The sequence below is a fragment of the Streptomyces sp. NPDC005302 genome (assembly GCF_040607345.1).
GTDB lineage: Bacteria > Actinomycetota > Actinomycetes > Streptomycetales > Streptomycetaceae > Streptomyces.
Genome location: NZ_JBEXGN010000010.1, coordinates 60,295 through 76,204 on the forward strand (window position 1 = coordinate 60,295; position 15,910 = coordinate 76,204).

At 73.0% G+C, this 15,910-nt stretch carries 8 protein-coding genes and 1 pseudogene; 6 read left to right on the plus strand and 3 right to left on the minus strand.

Annotated features, from left to right (window positions below; all coding sequences use genetic code 11):
* Positions 1-220 precede the first annotated feature (220 nt).
* On the minus strand, positions 221-3,268 hold the full coding sequence (locus ABZT74_RS17155) for a glycosyl hydrolase (protein WP_356435717.1): 3,048 nt from the start codon (positions 3,266-3,268) through the stop codon (positions 221-223).
* Positions 3,269-4,427: 1,159 nt separating this feature from the next.
* Between ABZT74_RS17155 and ABZT74_RS17160 the strand changes: the two genes are divergently transcribed.
* The 6 genes from ABZT74_RS17160 (at position 4,428) to ABZT74_RS17185 (ending at position 13,009) form a co-directional block, all read left to right on the plus strand.
* Positions 4,428-5,717, plus strand: a complete 1,290-nt coding sequence (locus ABZT74_RS17160) for an ABC transporter substrate-binding protein (protein ID WP_356435720.1) — start codon at positions 4,428-4,430, stop codon at positions 5,715-5,717.
* A gap of 52 nt (positions 5,718-5,769) precedes the next feature.
* Positions 5,770-6,711, plus strand: coding sequence for a sugar ABC transporter permease (locus ABZT74_RS17165; RefSeq protein WP_356171608.1), 942 nt, complete (start codon positions 5,770-5,772; stop codon positions 6,709-6,711).
* A gap of 16 nt (positions 6,712-6,727) precedes the next feature.
* On the plus strand, positions 6,728-7,555 hold the full coding sequence (locus ABZT74_RS17170) for a carbohydrate ABC transporter permease (RefSeq protein ID WP_356435722.1): 828 nt from the start codon (positions 6,728-6,730) through the stop codon (positions 7,553-7,555).
* Entirely contained in the window at positions 7,552-8,598 is a 1,047-nt protein-coding gene (locus ABZT74_RS17175; protein WP_356435726.1) for a LacI family DNA-binding transcriptional regulator, read from the plus strand. Before ABZT74_RS17170 ends, ABZT74_RS17175 begins: the two co-directional genes overlap by 4 nt.
* 71 nt (positions 8,599-8,669) lie before the next feature.
* Entirely contained in the window at positions 8,670-10,604 is a 1,935-nt protein-coding gene (locus tag ABZT74_RS17180) for a cellulase family glycosylhydrolase (RefSeq protein WP_356435729.1), read from the plus strand.
* A complete protein-coding gene (locus tag ABZT74_RS17185) occupies positions 10,601-13,009 on the plus strand; it encodes a glycoside hydrolase family 3 N-terminal domain-containing protein (protein WP_356435732.1) in 2,409 nt (802 codons plus the stop codon). Before ABZT74_RS17180 ends, ABZT74_RS17185 begins: the two co-directional genes overlap by 4 nt.
* Before the next feature lie 144 nt (positions 13,010-13,153).
* On the opposite strand, the pseudogene cynS reads toward ABZT74_RS17185, so the two are convergent.
* Together cynS and ABZT74_RS17195 are read right to left on the minus strand one after the other, a co-directional pair.
* Positions 13,154-13,596, minus strand: a pseudogene (gene cynS, locus ABZT74_RS17190) (cyanase).
* A 192-nt stretch (positions 13,597-13,788) separates the two neighbouring features.
* Complete coding sequence (locus ABZT74_RS17195; protein WP_356436093.1) at positions 13,789-15,771, minus strand: BTAD domain-containing putative transcriptional regulator; 1,983 nt, start codon at positions 15,769-15,771, stop codon at positions 13,789-13,791.
* Between the last annotated feature and the right edge of the window lie 139 nt (positions 15,772-15,910).

Sequence of the window (15,910 nt, forward strand, 5' to 3'; positions counted from 1 at the left end):
CCCATTTCGTCAGGGGTCCCCGGGGCGGTCTGCCGTTCTTCCGGTCCGACGTGATGGACGACGAGCTTGCGGGCATGGGCTGTGAGTTTTGCCGGCGCGCACCGTTCGGCCTGGGCCTCGTCGGCTTCGCAACAGGGACGTGTGCGCGGACCGTGGGCCGAGGCTGCGCTTCCAGGGGTACCGTCGCCGCCGCCGAGCCGGTACCCCTGGACGGGTCCCCTCAGGACACGCGTGTCTGTGCGTACGGCGTCAGGTGGACCGGGCCCATCAGGCCGTGGTCCTGGCGGGCCGTGCCGCCGAAGACGGTCGGCTGGGCCGCCCGGAGGCGGTTGATCAGGGGGGTCGCGACCTCCACCTCGATCACGTTCGCGCCGCGGTGCAGCAGGCCTGGGGTGAGGTCGACGACCGGGTTGAGCCGGCTGACCGGCGGCAGGCGGCGGCCGTTGACGGTCACCCGGCAGGTGTCGCTGACCTGGCCGAGTTCCAGCCGGGCGCCGTGGACGGACGTCCAGTCGGAGGGGAGGTCGACGGTGGTGCGGTAGCGGCCGATGCCCGCGCTGTCGGCGAGTTCGGGGATCGCCGACCACGGCTGCAACGCGTCGAGGGTGACCGAGACGGTGACGTGCTCCGTGCGCGTGGCGCTGTTGCCCGGTCGCCAGTCGTCCACGTCCAGGCGCCAGTGCGTCGGGGCGACGGCGGCCGGCACGGCCCCGACCGTCGTGGTGACAGGCCGGCCGCGGTCCAGCCGGGTCGTGTAGGTACCGGGCGCGCCGGCCCGGACGGCCAGGCCCGCCGTGGTGTAGAGGGCCTGATCGGCATCGGTGTCGACGACGCTCGGCAGGGAGCCGTGCCGGTCGCCGAAGAGTCCGGTGCGCCCCAGGGCGATGATCGTCGACTCCCCCGGCTGCAGCGTGATCCGCACGGTGAAGGCGTCGCCGTCCCGGGTGTACCGCGCGAGCCGGACGGCCTCTCCCGACCACGGGTCGAGCAGATAGGGAACCGAAGTGCCCGGTCCCGTACGGCGCAGGGTGACCTCGTGGTCGATCGCGGCGACGGGCGGCTTGACGGTCTCCGCGTGCTTGCCGTTGCAGAAGTAGTAGAAGTCCGCCTCGTCGGTGGCGCGGTGGGCGTTGAGAAGGGTGGACGACGTGGCGTAGCGGGCGTCCGCCGTGACGCCGAGCCGGGACAGCGCGTCTCCGACGGCCGCCTTGTCGCTGACGAGCGCGACGTTCGACAGGGCGAGCAACAAGCCCAGGGCGTCGCGGAGTTCGGTGGTCTCGCCGTCCGCGGGCACGCCGGGTGTCAGACCCTGGTCGAAGGCGCCGAGCAGCACGACGGGCAGTCCGGCGCGCGCCAACGCCAGGATCTTGCGGGCGTCGTCGACCGAAAGGGTGGGCGTGGAGCCGTAGAAGAAGTCGCCCTCGACGAACAGGGCTTTGTACGCGGGCCCTTCGGGTGCGAGTCGGCCCCGCCGGACGGTCGCGCCGGGCAGATCGAGCAGGGGGCCGCTGAGGAACTGGTGGCTCCAGCCGAGCGGGACGCCCGTCGCGGTGAACCAGGAGGCTCCGATGCCGGTGGCGGTGTATCCGGTCTGCCGGAAGATGGCCACGTCCGCGCGGGCCGTACCGCTCTGCAGCACCCGGTGCAACCGCCCGAGGTAGTCGGCGATGTCCGGGACGTGCTTCCAGGTGGGCTGGCGCGGCCCCCACGACTCCCCGTAGCCGGCGGTGCCGTTGTACGGGCTGAAGGCCGCGAAGCCGGGCCACGCCACCTGGGGTGCGGTGGCGTACGAGAAGCCGTGCAGGACCGTCTGGTTGACGCCGGCCGCGTAGGCGCCGCCCATGGTGCGCAGGAACCGGTCCCACGTCGTGCTGTAGGCGGTGCCGTTGTAGGCGCCCGCCTCACAGGACAGGATCGTGTGGCCGGCCATGTCACGGCCGCCCGCGAGACAGCGGTAGTCGTCGAGGTTCTTGAAGCCGAGGGACTCGCCCTCGGGGATGTCGAGCAGGGCCGCCGAGGCGATCGCGTCCGTCTGGAGGCCGTACGGCTGTGAGCGCAGGCGCATGCCCAGGGCGTGCGCCCAGTCCCGCAGTGCGCCGAGGTGATGCCGGTTGAAGAGGCCGGAGACCGTCTCCCAGAAGTCGTGCCGGATCTGCCGGGTGAGCTGGGCCTCGAAGGCGAAGACCTGGTTGCTCTTGTCCAGCACCAGCGCCGGCAGGTACGGCAGCAGGGGGCGTCCGGTGTGCTTCTCGAAGGCCTCCGGGAGCCGTGACGTCCAGGTCAGTCCGTCGGTCTCCAACTCCACGGAGTCCTCGAAGAACGCCCCGCCCGCGGCCCGCAGAAGCCGCCGCAGGGAGGACGTCAGGATCGCCCGGTCCCAGAAGTCGGTCACGGCACCGGTGCCCGCGGCGCTGAAGTGGTCGACGACGTACGCCGCCGGAGACGCGTGCGGTCCCGACTCGGGCTGCTGGGCGGAGCCGCGCTGCCAGTACGAGATCAGGACCCAGTCGCCGTCCCCGGGCGCCGTCCAGGCCAGGGCGCCGTCGCTGACCAGAGCGCTGAGATCCCGGACGCTGTCCAGGTCGAGGCCCGTCTCCTTGCGGGTGGAGTTCGCCGCGTCGACACGGGCTGCCTGCACGGCGACGAGTGTCTGCCGGGTGACGCCCAACTCGGGCTCGTGGACGGCGGCGGGGACGGGCCCTTCGTAACGGGTACCGGCGGCCAGCGCGAGCCGCCCGTAGGCGAGTTCCTGAGCGGCCATGTCGTCGTCGGGCGTCACACCGGGGACCGCGACGGGCCAACTCGGGCCGAGCGTCAGGTCGATGGTCACCCCGCGCCGGGCGGCTCTGCTCAACGCGGCCTCCACACCGTCCCGCCAGGGTCTGCTGCCCCAGCCGTGGTGCTCGGTGTCCAGCACGGACTTGTCCTTGATGCTGTGGTGGACGGCGGCGATCTCCATGCCGCCGAAGCCCGCGTCGGCGATCTGGTCGATCTCACGGGCGATCTCGTCCGGGTCCACCAGACCGTCGGGCCACCACCAGCGGAACTTGGGGCGCACCGAGCGCGGCGGATTCGCGAACCAGTCGGCCGTCGCCGCGTGCTCCACCCCCGCCGGCCCGGTCGTCGGCGCTCCCTTGGCCCCGCTGCCCGTGGCGGCCTGGGCGGTTGTGGCCACTCCGGGCAGCGCGCTCAGGACCGTTGCCCCGAGCCCGGCGACCAGCGCCGTACGCCGGGCCGGTCCGCTTCGTCGCGGCGTGCGTTCATCCATGGTGCGCCCCAATTCCGGGAGAGGTTCGAGTGATTGAATCGTTTCAATCCGTATCGACGCCGGAACGCTAAGCCTGCGATTCGGCCGCGGTCAAGAGAGGGAACACGATCACCCCGGGATCGAGGGGCCCGGACAAGGAGAGCGAGGCGCCCGGCGGGCTCGCCCCGGACCAGGGTGGACACAGCGTCCGCACGCCCGGAACCGGCCTGGAATTCGGAATCCCGCACGCCCGGAACCGGCCCGGAATCCGCAGACCAGTCCCGGAGTCCCTCAGTCCCTCAGTCCCGCAGTCCCTCAGTCCCGCAGTCCCGCAGTCCCTCAGTCCCGCAGTCCCGCAGTCCCGCAGTCCCGCAGTCCCGCAGTCCCGCAGTCCCGCAGTCCCGCAGTCGGCCGAGGGTGCCGGCCCCGGACCCCGCGGTGCGGCATGCCCGCGCCGCTCCCCGCCTCGGCACAGGCGGCACAGGCGGCACAGGCGGCACAGGCGGCACAGGCGGCGTAGGCCGCGCAGGCGGCGCAGGCGGCACAGGCGGCGTAGGCCGCGCAGGTGTCACCCTCGGGCGTGCCGCCCTGTCCCGCGTGCGGGGAGCGCCGTGTCGTTGAGTCGACAGGCCCCTCGTCCCGGACAGGTCAGGCACGCGACCCGCCGTATGCTCCGCACCGGTGCGGACCCCCGACGCGCCGTACTCACCAGGCGTGTTCGTGTCCGTGGGGCCCTCAGAGGCCCGGCGCGCGGGAGTGCTCCCGACGTATATCCGAATCATCACCGCTCGCGGCGAGCCGACCGATTTGGGGAGTTGGCCCGCAACGCGCGGATACGCGACCGGGGCGGGTGGCCGGTGCGCCGTCCGCGCCGGTCTCATTCCGTGGAGGCCCGCGCGCGGCCTCGCCCGCGCGGTTCGGGCGGGCGGTCGCTCCACCTACCAGCCGCGGGGTGCGCGAAGTCCGCTCACCCGGGACGCACTTGAGGGGAGGCCCGGGGCGAGCGGGGCCGAGCCTCAGCGCCCGCCCTCCCGGCAGGAAGTGCGTCGGGGCGCCGCCATCGGCCCGTTCGCGTGATCGTCCGACCCTTGACCCCGGCCTGTTCGCCTCCTAAAGTCCTCGCACCTTTCGAGGTACATCGATTAACCAGTCGTTAACCGCTTGGTTGGAGACAACCGCTGTGCGCTCTTCGCTGACCCGGCGCGGCCTTCTCGCCGCCGGCTCCGGCCTGGCTACGGCCGCCGCCCTGCCCGCTCTGTCCGGCTGCTCGTCACTGGCCTCGGCGGACTCCGATCCGGACACCCTCGTCATCCACACGCAGCTCGGCACGACCGCGCCGGGCTCCCCCACCTATCTGTCGGCCCTGGACCGGTTCCGCGAGGAGAACCCCGGTCTGAAGGTCAAGAACCTCGTCAACGGCGACGACCTCGGCCAGGTCTACGAGACCTCGCGGCTGGCCCGTAAGGAGGCCGACGTCGTCATGGTCAACCTCTACGACAAGACGCTGGCCTGGACGGACGTCGACGCGACCGTGGACGTCGCCCCGTATCTGGACTCCTGGGGGCTCCGCGAGCGCGTCCAGCCCATCGCGCTGTCCGCCTGGACCGACAGCAAGGACCGGCTGCGGGCCTTCCCCTACTTCGCGACGAACTGGCCGGTCGCCTACAACCGGGCGCTGCTCGACCGGGCGGGCGTCGACGAGATACCCACCACGGGCGACCAGCTCGTCGCTGCCGCCCGCAAGCTGCGGGCCAAGGGAATCGCTCCGGTCACCGTCGGCGGCAACGACTGGACCGGGCAGAAGCTCATGGCCCAGATCATCCAGACGTTCCTCTCCCAGGACGAGGCCCGGCACGTCTACACGACCGGCGACTTCTCCGGCCGGGGCGCCCGTGAGGGCATCCAGTACTTCGTGGACCTGCGGGACGCGGGCGTGTTCGCGGACAAGGCCCAGGGTCTGACGTCCGACTCCATGACCACGCAGTACAACACCCGTTCCGCGGCGATCCAGTCGGCGATGTCCTCCGCACTGGCGAAGGTGCCGGAGGCGGTGGCCCGGCACACCGAGGTGGGCGGCTGGCCGCTGGCCGAGAGGTCGGCCCACGAACGCCCCACCATCATCCGCGCCTTCACCCTCATCGGCTTCTGGATCAGCCCGAACGGCGTCCGCAAGATCGAACACGTGGAGAAGTTCCTACGGTTCATGTACCGGGAGGACACCGTGGCGCGCTTCGTGAAGGAGAGCGGCCGCGACATGGCGCTGCGCACGGACGCGGTCAGCGGTGACTTCCCGCTGGTCGCGGCGGCACAGCGGCTGGGCTCCGAGGTGAGCCAGGTGCTGCTGCCCGACGTGTACGTGCCACCGGCGGCGGCGCAGCCGCTGATCACCGCGACCAGTACGTCCTTCACCCGCGGCACGAGCGCGGCCCGGGTCCGCGCCACGCTCGAAGCCGCGTACCGGTCCGCATGAGCCGGCCGCCCGCCTCCATCGTTTCCGCCGAGCAGTCCCCGGGAGTCACCGCATGACGACGCTGACGACGACACCGGACGGTACGGCGGCCCGCCGCCCCGCACCGCCCTCTCCTCCTGCCGCGGCCCGCCGCGCCACCCGGCAGGGCGGCACCGTACTCGCCGTGCCCGCACTGGTCTGGTACCTCGTGTTCATGGTCGGGCCGATGCTCGCCATCTTCGTGATCGCCGCGCTGCGCTGGCCGGGCATGCTGCAACCGGTGTCCTTCGCCGGGCTGGACAACGTCCGTACGGTGTTCGCCGATCCGGTGTTCTGGGACGCGGTGCGCAACACCGCGGTCCAGCTCGCCGTCGCGCTGCCGGTGATGATCGTGTGCGCGTACATGCTGGGCTACTACGTGGCGCAACGGCCGCCGGGGCACCGGGTGATCCGCTATCTGCTGTTCATACCCGGGCTGATCTCGACGCCGGCGAAGGCGATGGTCTTCTACGCGGCCCTGTCGCCGGACGGCCTGGCGAACGGCGCGTTGCAGGGGCTGGGCCTCGGTTCGCTGACCGACGCGTGGCTGGCGTCGCCTTCGACGGCCCTGGGCTGTCTGATCGCCCTGGACATCTGGGGCGGTATCGGATTCACGGCGGTGCTGTTCGCCGCGCGGCTGGGCAGCGTGCCCGACGAGCTGGGCGAGGCGGCCCAGCTGGACGGGGCGGGTCACTGGCGCACCATGTGGGCGGTCCACTTCCCGGTGATCCGTGACTACGTCGGTGTGGTGACGATGCTCCAGTTCCTGTGGACGCTGTTCGGCTCGGCGCAGCACGTGCTGCTGCTCACGCAGGGCGGCCCGGGGACCTCGTCCACCACACTGTCGTTCCTCGTCTACCAGAAGGCGTTCATCGCGGCGGACCTCGGCTACAGCCAGACCGTCGGTGTCGTCCTCTTCCTCGCCGGCCTCGTCGGCCTCCTGGCGATCCGCCGTGTCTTCCGCCAGACCTACTGATTCGGAGCAGCACAGAATGAAGCTCGGCAAGCGCTGGCTCCCGGCCCACGTCCTGGTGTGGACGTACGCGGTGCTGCTCGTCATACCGCTCTACTACTTCCTCGCCTCGGCGTTCAAGACCAACGACGAGATCTTCGCCCATCCCATGGCGCCGCCCACGTCGCTGGGTCTCGGCAACTTCCGGACCGCCTTCGACAGCGCCGACCTGGGTCTGTCGGTCCTCAACTCGGCCGTGGTGACGCTGTTCTCCCTCGCCCTGACCCTGCTGCTCGCCGTGCCGGCCGCGTTCGCGATCGCCCGGTCGACGGGTCGGTCGGCCGCGGTGATCGAGCGGGTCTTCTCGCTGGGGTTCCTCATCCCCACGTTCGCGGCGCTGTTCCCGACCTTCCTGCTCGCGGCGGCGACCGGGCTGTTCCACACCCGGACGTTCATGGTGCTGTTCCTGCCGGCGACCGCGATGCCGCTGTCCGTGGTGATCCTCGTCCAGTTCATGCGGACCATCCCCCGGGAGATGGAGGAGGCCGCGCGGCTGGACGGGGCGTCGACCTTCGCCGTGCTCCGGCACATCTACACGCCGATGTGTCTGCCCGGTATCGCCACCGTGCTGCTGCTCAACTTCCTGACTTTCTGGAACGAGTACCTGTACTCGCTGGTCATCATCGGTCCCGACCCCTCGCAGCGCACGGTCCAGGTGGCACTGCCGACCCTGAAGTCGATCACCGGCACGGACTACGGGGTACTGACCGCGGGCACCGTCCTGACGCTGATCCCGGTCTGGGTCGTCTACACGATCCTCCAGAAGCGCATGCAGCAGGCCCTGGTCAGCGGGGCGGTGAAGATGTGACGGCGTCCACCGAGGGGACCGGACGGCGTCCCACCATCAAGGCCGTCGCCGCGGCGGCCGGTGTGTCGACCGCCGCGGTCTCGCAGGCTTTCAACCACAAGGGCCGTCTTTCGGAGGCGACCCGGCGTCGGATCCTCGACGCGGCGCTGGAGCTGGGCTGGTCGCCCAGCGCCCCCGCCGCAGCCCTGCGCAACGCGCGTACGCGCAGCCTGGCGTTGGTGGTCCGGCGGCCCACCGACGTACTGGGCGCGGACCCGCACTTCAGCGAGCTGATCACCGGCATAGAGGGCGAACTCGCGCCGCGGGGCTACGGGTTGCTGTTGCACCTGGTCAGCGGCCCGCAGGAGGAGCACGCTCTCTACGAGCGGCTCGCCGCCGAGGGCCGGGTGGACGGGGCGGTGCTGACCGACGCGCGCGACGACGACGCGCGGCCCGCGCTGCTGGCCCGGCTGAGGCTGCCCGCGGTCCTGCTCGGATCGCCTGACGGCAGGGCTGTCGTCCCCCGGGTCGGCCTGCTCGACCAGGGAGCGGGCATCGCGGAGGTCGTCGCGCACCTGCTGGGTCTAGGGCACCGGCGTGTCGCGTATGTCGCGGGGCCCGCGGAACTGCAGCACACCCGGCTGCGCAGGGCCGCCTTCGAGACGGCGCTTCGCGCGGCGGGGCTGCGCCCCTTCGCCGTCCTGCACACCGACTTCACCGAGCGGTCCGCGGTCGCGGCGACGCAGGCCCTGCTCGACGCCGGCGGCCGCCCCACCGCGGTCGTCTACGCCAACGACTCCATGGCCGTCTGCGGCGTCGGCACCGCGCAGCGCGCCAGGCTGAGCGTCCCGCGCGACCTGTCGGTCGTCGGCTACGACAACCTGCCGCTCGGCAGTTGGCTGCACCCGCGGCTGACCACCGTGGACCAGCGCGTCCAGGAGGTCGGCGCGGCGGCCGCCCGCATGCTCCTCGCCCTGTGCGGCGAGGAGGTCGAGGACACCCCGCTGACCGGACGCCCCCGACTGGTGGTCCGCGAGTCCACCGGGCCGGCGCCCGCCGGCTGACAGCACCACCACGCTCCGCCGCCCGCGGGCGGCGGAGCCGCACCACGCACCCGCAACCATTGAGAAGGACCATGCGACGCCACAGCGCCCAGCTCACCCACGACTCCACCGTCCTGCCCTGGCTCGGTGCCAACTTCTGGTCCCGCACCGGCGGTCCGCTGATGTGGCGGAACTACGACCCGAAGACCGTCCGTGAGGAACTCGGCGTGCTCCGCGACCACGGGCTGACGATGACCCGGTCGTTCTTCTACTGGCCGGACTTCCACCCCGAGCCGCACCGGATCGACGACGAACTGTGCGAGCGTTTCGAGGACTTCCTCGACGCCCACCAGGAGGCGGGCATGGGGACCGTGCCCACGTTCATCGTCGGGCACATGTCCGGGGAGAACTGGGACCCGGCGTGGCGGGGCGGCCGTGATCTGTACGAGGACGTCTGGATGGTCGGCCGTCAGGCGTGGTTCGTGTCCCGGATGGCCCGCCGTTTCAAGGACCACCCGGCGGTCACCGGCTGGCTGATCACGAACGAGATGCCGGGCTACGGACGCGTCTACCAGGTGGACCCGCCCTCCTCGGACGTGGTGACGGCGTGGGCCCAGTCCATGTGCAACGCGGTGCGCGCCACGGGTGCCACGCAGCCGGTGTCCCTGGGCGACGGCGCCTGGGGCATCGAGGTGACGGGCCGCGACAACGGCTTCTCGCTGCGGGACACCGCGGAGTACGTCGACTTCGTGGGCCCGCACGTGTACCGCTCGGACACCGACCGGCCGCGCCAGCACTACCGGGCCGCGTTCGAGTGCGAGCTGGCCGCGGTGACCGGACAGCCCGTCGTGCTGGAGGAGTTCGGGGTCTCCACCGACACGGTCTCGGCGCGCAACGCGGGCGTCCACTACCGCCAGACCCTGCACAACTCGCTGCTCGGCGGAGCCACCGGCTGGATCGCCTGGAACAACACCGACTACGACGACCTCTGGGACCAGTCCCCCTACGACCACCACCCCTTCGAGATGCACTTCGGGATCACCGACTCCACCGGCGCCCCGAAGGAGCCGCTGCGTGAACTCGCCGCCTTCGCGGACGTGTTGCGCGCCGTGGACTTCGCCGGCTGCGCCCGCGTGGACGCCGACACCGCGCTGGTCGTGCCCGCCTTCCTGGAACGCGGATACCCCTACAGCAGGCCCGCCGACCGGCCGCTGATCTTCACGTCCCTGCACCAGAGTTACGTCACAGCGCGCGCCGCCGACCTGCCCGTGGCGTTCACCCGCGAGGCCGACCGCCTGCCCGGGGACGCCTCGCTCTACCTGCTGCCGGCCACCCGCCAACTCACCACCCGCACCCGCCGGGAACTCGGCCGACGGGCGGAGGCGGGCGCCACCGTCTACCTGTCGTTCTGCTCCGGCGAGCACCCCGCGACCCGCGGCCCCTGGTTCGACGACCTCGACGGACTGTTCGGCGTGGAGCTCCAGTTGTCGTACGGGGTGGCCGAACCGATCCTGGACGACGTGCTGGAGATGACGTTCACCGAGGACTTCGGCGGTCTGCGCGCGGGCGAGGTGCTGCGCCTGCCGGTGGCCGGGAACGAGGACAGCCGCGCCTATCTGCCCGTCGAGCCGCGCGGGGCCCGGGTCGTCGCCGTCGACGCGCACGGCCGTCCCGCCCTGCTGGTGAACGAGAGCGGCGCGGGCCGGACGGTCCTCGCCACCTATCCGCTGGAGCACATGGCCGCGCGCACCGCGCACGCGAACCCGGACGGGACGCACCGGCTGTACGCGGCGCTGGCGGAGGTGGCGGGCGTTCGCCGGCCGGTCACGGTCGCCGATCCGCACGTCGCGGCCGACGTCCTCGCGCACACCGACGGCCGTCGTTTCGTCTGGCTCGTCAGCCAGAGCCCCGAGCCCCTCACCGTGTCCCCCGTCAGCGACGGCACGCTGCACGACCTGCGGTCCGGCGCCGCGGTGACCGATGTGACGATCGACGGCTACGGCGTCGCGGTCCTGGAACTGCGATGACCTCCCCCGCCTACCGCGGTCCCCTGTACCGCGATCCGTCCGCCACGGTGGCGGAACGCGTCCGCGACCTGCTGGGGCGGATGACGCTGCCCGAGAAGGTCGGCCAGGTCAACCAGCGCCTGTACGGCTGGCACGCGTACGAGCGCACCCCGGACGGCCACCGGCTCACGGACACCTTCCGCGACGAGGTGAGCGCCTTCGGCGGCATGGGCGCCCTGTACGGACTCCAGCGCGCCGACCCCTGGTCCGGGGTGGGTTTCGTGGACGGTCTCGACGCGCACGACGGTGCCCGGATGGCCCGGGAGGTGCAGCGGCACGCGCGCGAAACCACGCGGCTCGGTATTCCGGTGCTGCTGGTCGAGGAGATGCCGCACGGCCATCAGGCCCTCGACGGGACGGTGCTGCCGGTGAACCTGGCGGTGGGCGCCACCTGGGATCCGGCGTTGTACGCGGAGGCGGTGGCCGGCGCCTCGGCGGAGCTGCGGGCGCGGGGTGCGCACCTCGCCCTGGTCTCCGCCCTCGACGTGGTGCGGGACCCGCGCTGGGGGCGTACCGAGGAGTGCTTCACCGAGGACCCGTACCTCGCGGCCCGGATGACCGGGGCGCTGGTCGAGGGCGCACGGTCGTCCGGGGTCGGCGTGGTGCTCAAGCACTTCGCGGGGCAGGGTGCCTCGGTCGGCGGGCGCAACAGCGCCGCCACGGAACTGGGTGCCCGGGAGCTGCACGAGATCCACCTGGCCGCGGCCCGGGCGGGTGTGTCGGCGGGCGCGGCCGGGGTGATGGCCGCCTACAACGAGTTCGACGGCGTGCCCTGTGTCGCGAACCGGTATCTGCTCACCGAGGTACTGCGTGACCGCTGGGGGTTCGAAGGCATCGTGATGGCGGACGGGGGCGCGATCGACCGGCTGGTCCGGCTCACCGGCGATCCGGTGGCCGCCGGGGCCCGTGCGCTCGACGCCGGCTGCGATCTGAGCCTGTGGGACGCCTCGTTCGCGCGTCTCGCCGAGGCGGTCGACCGCGGACTGGTCACGGAGGAGCGGCTCGACGCGGCGGTGACGCGCGTGCTGTCGCTGAAGTTCCGGCTCGGACTGTTCGAGGACGAGCCGGCGGCCTCGGTGGATTCGGGCGCCTTGCACGCCGGACCAGCACTCAAGGGGCAGGCCGGCAAAGGAAGTTCGGGCGGCTCGGACGCACCGGGTGACCTGGCCGGTCCGGGGATGCCGGCCGATCCGGGGGACGTGGCAGGACCGGTCGACCTGGCCGGTCTGGGCGAGCGCGTCGCCCGTGCTTCGGTCACCCTCCTGGTGCACGAGGGCGATGTCCTGCCCCTGTCCCCCGGCACGCGCCGGATCGCCGTGCTCGGCCCGAACGCCGACGCCGTCGCCCCACTGCTGGGCGACTACACGGCACCGCAGCGCCCGGGCACCGGTGTGTCGGTCCTCCAGGGCATCCGCGCGGCGGCGGCGCCGGGCACGGAGGTCACGTACGCCGAGGGGTGCGCCCTGGTGGGCGACGACGTCTCGCAGGTGGACTCGGCCGCCGCGCTCGCGGCGGCCGCGGAGGTCGCCGTGCTCGTCCTCGGCGGGTCGAGCGCCCGCTCCGGGGACACCGTCTTCGACACGAACGGCGCGGCGCTCGCCGGGTCCGGACCGCCCTCGGGCATGACCTGCGGCGAGGGCGTCGACCTCGCCGATCTGTCGCTCCCGATCGGTCAACGGGCGCTGCTCGACGCCGTGTCCGCCACGGGCACGCCCGTCGTCGTGGTCCTGGTGCAGGGCCGCCCGCACGCGGTCCCCGCTCCCCGGACCAGCACGTGGGCCCTGCTGAGCGCCTGGTACCCGGGTCCCCGAGGTGGCCGCGCGGTGGCCGACGTGCTGTTCGGCAACGCCGAGCCCCGGGGCCGGCTGCCGGTGTCGGTGCCGCGTTCCGCCGCGCACCTGCCCGTGTTCTACAACGCCAAGGACCACCGGTACCGCGGCTATGTCGACCAGAGCGCCGAGGCACGGCACGCGTTCGGCCACGGCCTGTCGTACACCACCGTCGAATACGGCCCGCCCCGGCTGTCCCGGGACCGGGTCACCGCGGGTGCGCCGCGGCTCGTCTGCCGGGTCACGGTCCGCAACACGGGCGCCCGAATGGCCCACGAGACGGTGCAGCTCTACATGCGCAGGCTGTCCGGCGGTACGGCGTGGCCGCGGATCCGGGAGCTGCGCGGATTCGTGGGGCTCGACATCGCGCCGGGGACCGAGGCGGAGGCGGTGTTCGAGATCGGCCCCGACACGCTGGCGTCGGTGGGCCGGGACCACGAACCCGTGGTCGAGGCCGGGGTGGTCGCCCTGGAGACGGGGCCCTCCTCGGACCGGACCCGTGGAGCCCGGCTCGAGATCGGCCCCACCTCGGGATGACGCGGGGCGGCGTGCGGGGCGGCGTGCGGTCCGGGGCTGCCGCAACCGGTGGCCGGTGTGGGAGCGACAGGCACGGCCGGACTTCTGGCCGCCGACGGCGTACGCCGTGACGGCGGTCAGAGGTGCGGCAACTCGTGGAAGGAGTCACCACTGGTACGGGAGATACTTCCCGTCGAGGGTGATGACGACGCGGTCACCCGCGGGGTCGGGAACGCGGCGGACGTCGAGCCGGAAGTTGATGGCACTCATGATGCCGTCGCCGCACTGCTCGTGGATCAGTTCCTTGATGGTGGCCCGTAGACCTGGACCACCTCGTAGAGGCGGTAGATCGTCGGGTCCACGGGGACGGCCGCGTCCAGGGCCCCCCGGGTCGGCTGGAGCTGGAAGGCGAGGGCCGCGTCGTCACCGAGTTCGAGGAGCGCCGCGGCCGTCGACGCCGAGTCCTTGTCCATAGGGTGCTGGCCGAGCAGGGCCGCCGTGGTCCAGGCGAGCGGTTTGCCGACGGCCTCCGCCAGTTGCGCCCAGGTGACCCCGGTCCTCACCTTGGCCTGCCGGACGGCTTCGGCCGCTTCGTGCTTGCTGAGCATGCATGTCTCCGTTCCCGGACCGCGCTCCTCGCGACACTCCGCCCACCGTAGGAGTCGGCTCCCGCCCCGACAATGGCGCGATACGACGGGCTACTTCGGAATCCGGCCCCTGAACTGGGCTTCACCGCCTGCCACTTGAGGCTGTCACGGACTCCTTCGGCGCCGGTCGCGCGCGGCCGTGCACCCCGGTCATCATCGTCCGTCGAGGTCGCGCAGGGCCGAGTCCGCGGCGCGCAGGTGCCGTTCGACCGGGCCGAAGGAGACCAGCCCACTGCCCGCACCCGCGTACTCCCCTGCCGCGCCGACGAGTTCGTCCCTGGACCGGCGCAGAACCCCGGCGTGTCCGACGGCCGCGGCCGCCCGGGCGAGCAGACACCACAGGGCCTCCTGGAGCAGGTCGTGGGGTGGTCTCGGGGCGGAGGCGAGCGCCCGGCGGGCCTGCTCCGTCTCGCCCTCGCCCGCCAGGAGCAGGGGCCGCACCCATGGTTCGTACGGGCCGGGGTCCGTGGCGTCGAGGGCTCCGGGGCGGGGGAGTTCTTCGCCGCGCATGACCGGCACGAGGGCGACCAGCGCGGGTGCGCCGAGGGCGAGGCCGGGCATGCCGCAGTCCGCGGTGGCCGCGAGCGCCCGCGCGTAGAGCGGCCGGGCCGCCTCCCAGCCGTCGGTCTCGCAGGTGCGCAGGGACCGGTACCAGGAGGTGAACACCCTTGCCAGTGGGCGCTCATGACGGTCGGCCAGGATGTCGATGGCGTCGGCCTCCTCGTCGGCAGGCGTCAGGTGGCCGAGGGCGCCGAGTGCCTGGACGCGTACGAGGCGCCCCAGGATCTCGTGGCTGGGCAGGCCGTGTCCGGCGGCGAGGGCCGTCAGTTCGCCGCCGAGGGACGCGCGCCGTGCGGCCAGGCCGCAGCTGCCGAAGGCCTGCATGAACGCGCCGTTCAGGGCGAAGGCCAGCAGCGCGGGGTCCCCCAGCCCGCGGGCCAGCCGGACCGCCTCGTCGGCGGACCGTTCGGCGCGCGCCCGCCAGGGTTCGGCCGTCGGCTCCGTACCGGCATGCGGGAGCGGTCCGTCGGCGGCTGCGTCTCCGCGCGACTCCACCGCCACGACCGACAGCAGTCGCGCCCGTAGCGCGGGCGAGGCGTCGGGGCCGAGCTTCGCGGCGCTGCGGGCGGCGGCCCGCACCAGCGCGGCGGCGTCGTCCGGGTCGTCGGCGCGGGTCCACACCGCCGGGACGTCGTAGGAGCCGATGACGCGGGCGGTCAGGTCCACGTCGCCGGTGGCGTCTGCCGCCGCGACGACGGCTCCGCGGTGCTCGCGTGCCTCCTCCAGACCCTCCGCCCCGGTCACGGCCAGCTCGCGCAGCAGGCCGGCGGTGGCGTGCAGCCGCGCCCGTGACCGGGCCGGCACGGACCGCTCCCAGGCGGCGGCCGCCCGCCCCCACACCCCGTCGGCAGCGCCGGAGCCGACGGGGTCCGCTGTCCGGGCGTCCGTCGCGCCCCTCAGGATCCGCTCCTCCGCCCGGGCCAGGGCCGGGCCGGGGTCCATTCCCAGGTCGTCGGCGAGGGTCTGCCGGGCGCGTCGCAGTACGGCCAGCGCGTCGCCACGCCGTCCGGAGCGGTCGAGGGCGGTGGCCAGCAGGACCCAGCCGTCCTCCCGCCAGGGGTGCGCCGTGACGTGGGACTCCAGGTCCGGCACCGCCTCGCGGGCGGCCCCCGTGGCGATCAGCGCGTCGGCCCGCCCCTCGATCGCCCGGAGCCGCAGCGACTCCAGCCTCGCCCGCTCGGGGGCGGCCCAGCCGGCCTGCGGGAAATCGGCCAGTGCGGGTCCCCGCCACAGGGCGAGCGCCTCGCTCCATACGGCGACCGCGGTGTGCGGGGCGGCGGCGCCGGCCCGCACCGTCGCTTCCTCGAACCGCCCCGCGTCCACCGCGTCGCGGCTCACGCGCAGCACGTAGCCGGGGCCCTGGGTGACGAGCAGCGACGGGGGCCGGCGTGCGGGGCGCCCGGGTTCCAGGGCGCGACGGAGGGCCGCGACGAAGGTGCGTACGGCTCCGACGGCACCTTTCGGCGGCTCGTCCTCCCAGAGGTCGGCGACGAGCCGGTCGACCGGTACGACGCGGTTGCGGGCCACCAGAAGCCTGCCCAGCACCTCGCGGTGGCGCGGGGCGCCGAGCGGCATCGGGGCACCCTCGTCGTCCCAGGCCGCCACCGGCCCCAGCAGTCCGAACCGCACACCCACCGAACAGCCCTTCCGCGAGCCCCCGAACCCGAGGCCGGAGAACTCGCTCATCGATCGCTGATCCGGCACCCGCAGCCTG

Excerpts from the sequence above, each read along its gene's own strand:
- ABZT74_RS17195 (WP_356436093.1), bottom strand. The coding sequence starts at position 15,771 with ATGCCGCTCGGCGCCCCGCGCCACCGCGAGGTGCTGGGCAGGCTTCTG.
- ABZT74_RS17155 (WP_356435717.1), bottom strand. The coding sequence starts at position 3,268 with ATGGATGAACGCACGCCGCGACGAAGCGGACCGGCCCGGCGTACGGCG.
- ABZT74_RS17165 (WP_356171608.1), top strand. The coding sequence starts at position 5,770 with ATGACGACGCTGACGACGACACCGGACGGTACGGCGGCCCGCCGCCCC.
- ABZT74_RS17185 (WP_356435732.1), top strand. The coding sequence starts at position 10,601 with ATGACCTCCCCCGCCTACCGCGGTCCCCTGTACCGCGATCCGTCCGCC.
- ABZT74_RS17170 (WP_356435722.1), top strand. The coding sequence starts at position 6,728 with ATGAAGCTCGGCAAGCGCTGGCTCCCGGCCCACGTCCTGGTGTGGACG.
- ABZT74_RS17180 (WP_356435729.1), top strand. The coding sequence starts at position 8,670 with ATGCGACGCCACAGCGCCCAGCTCACCCACGACTCCACCGTCCTGCCC.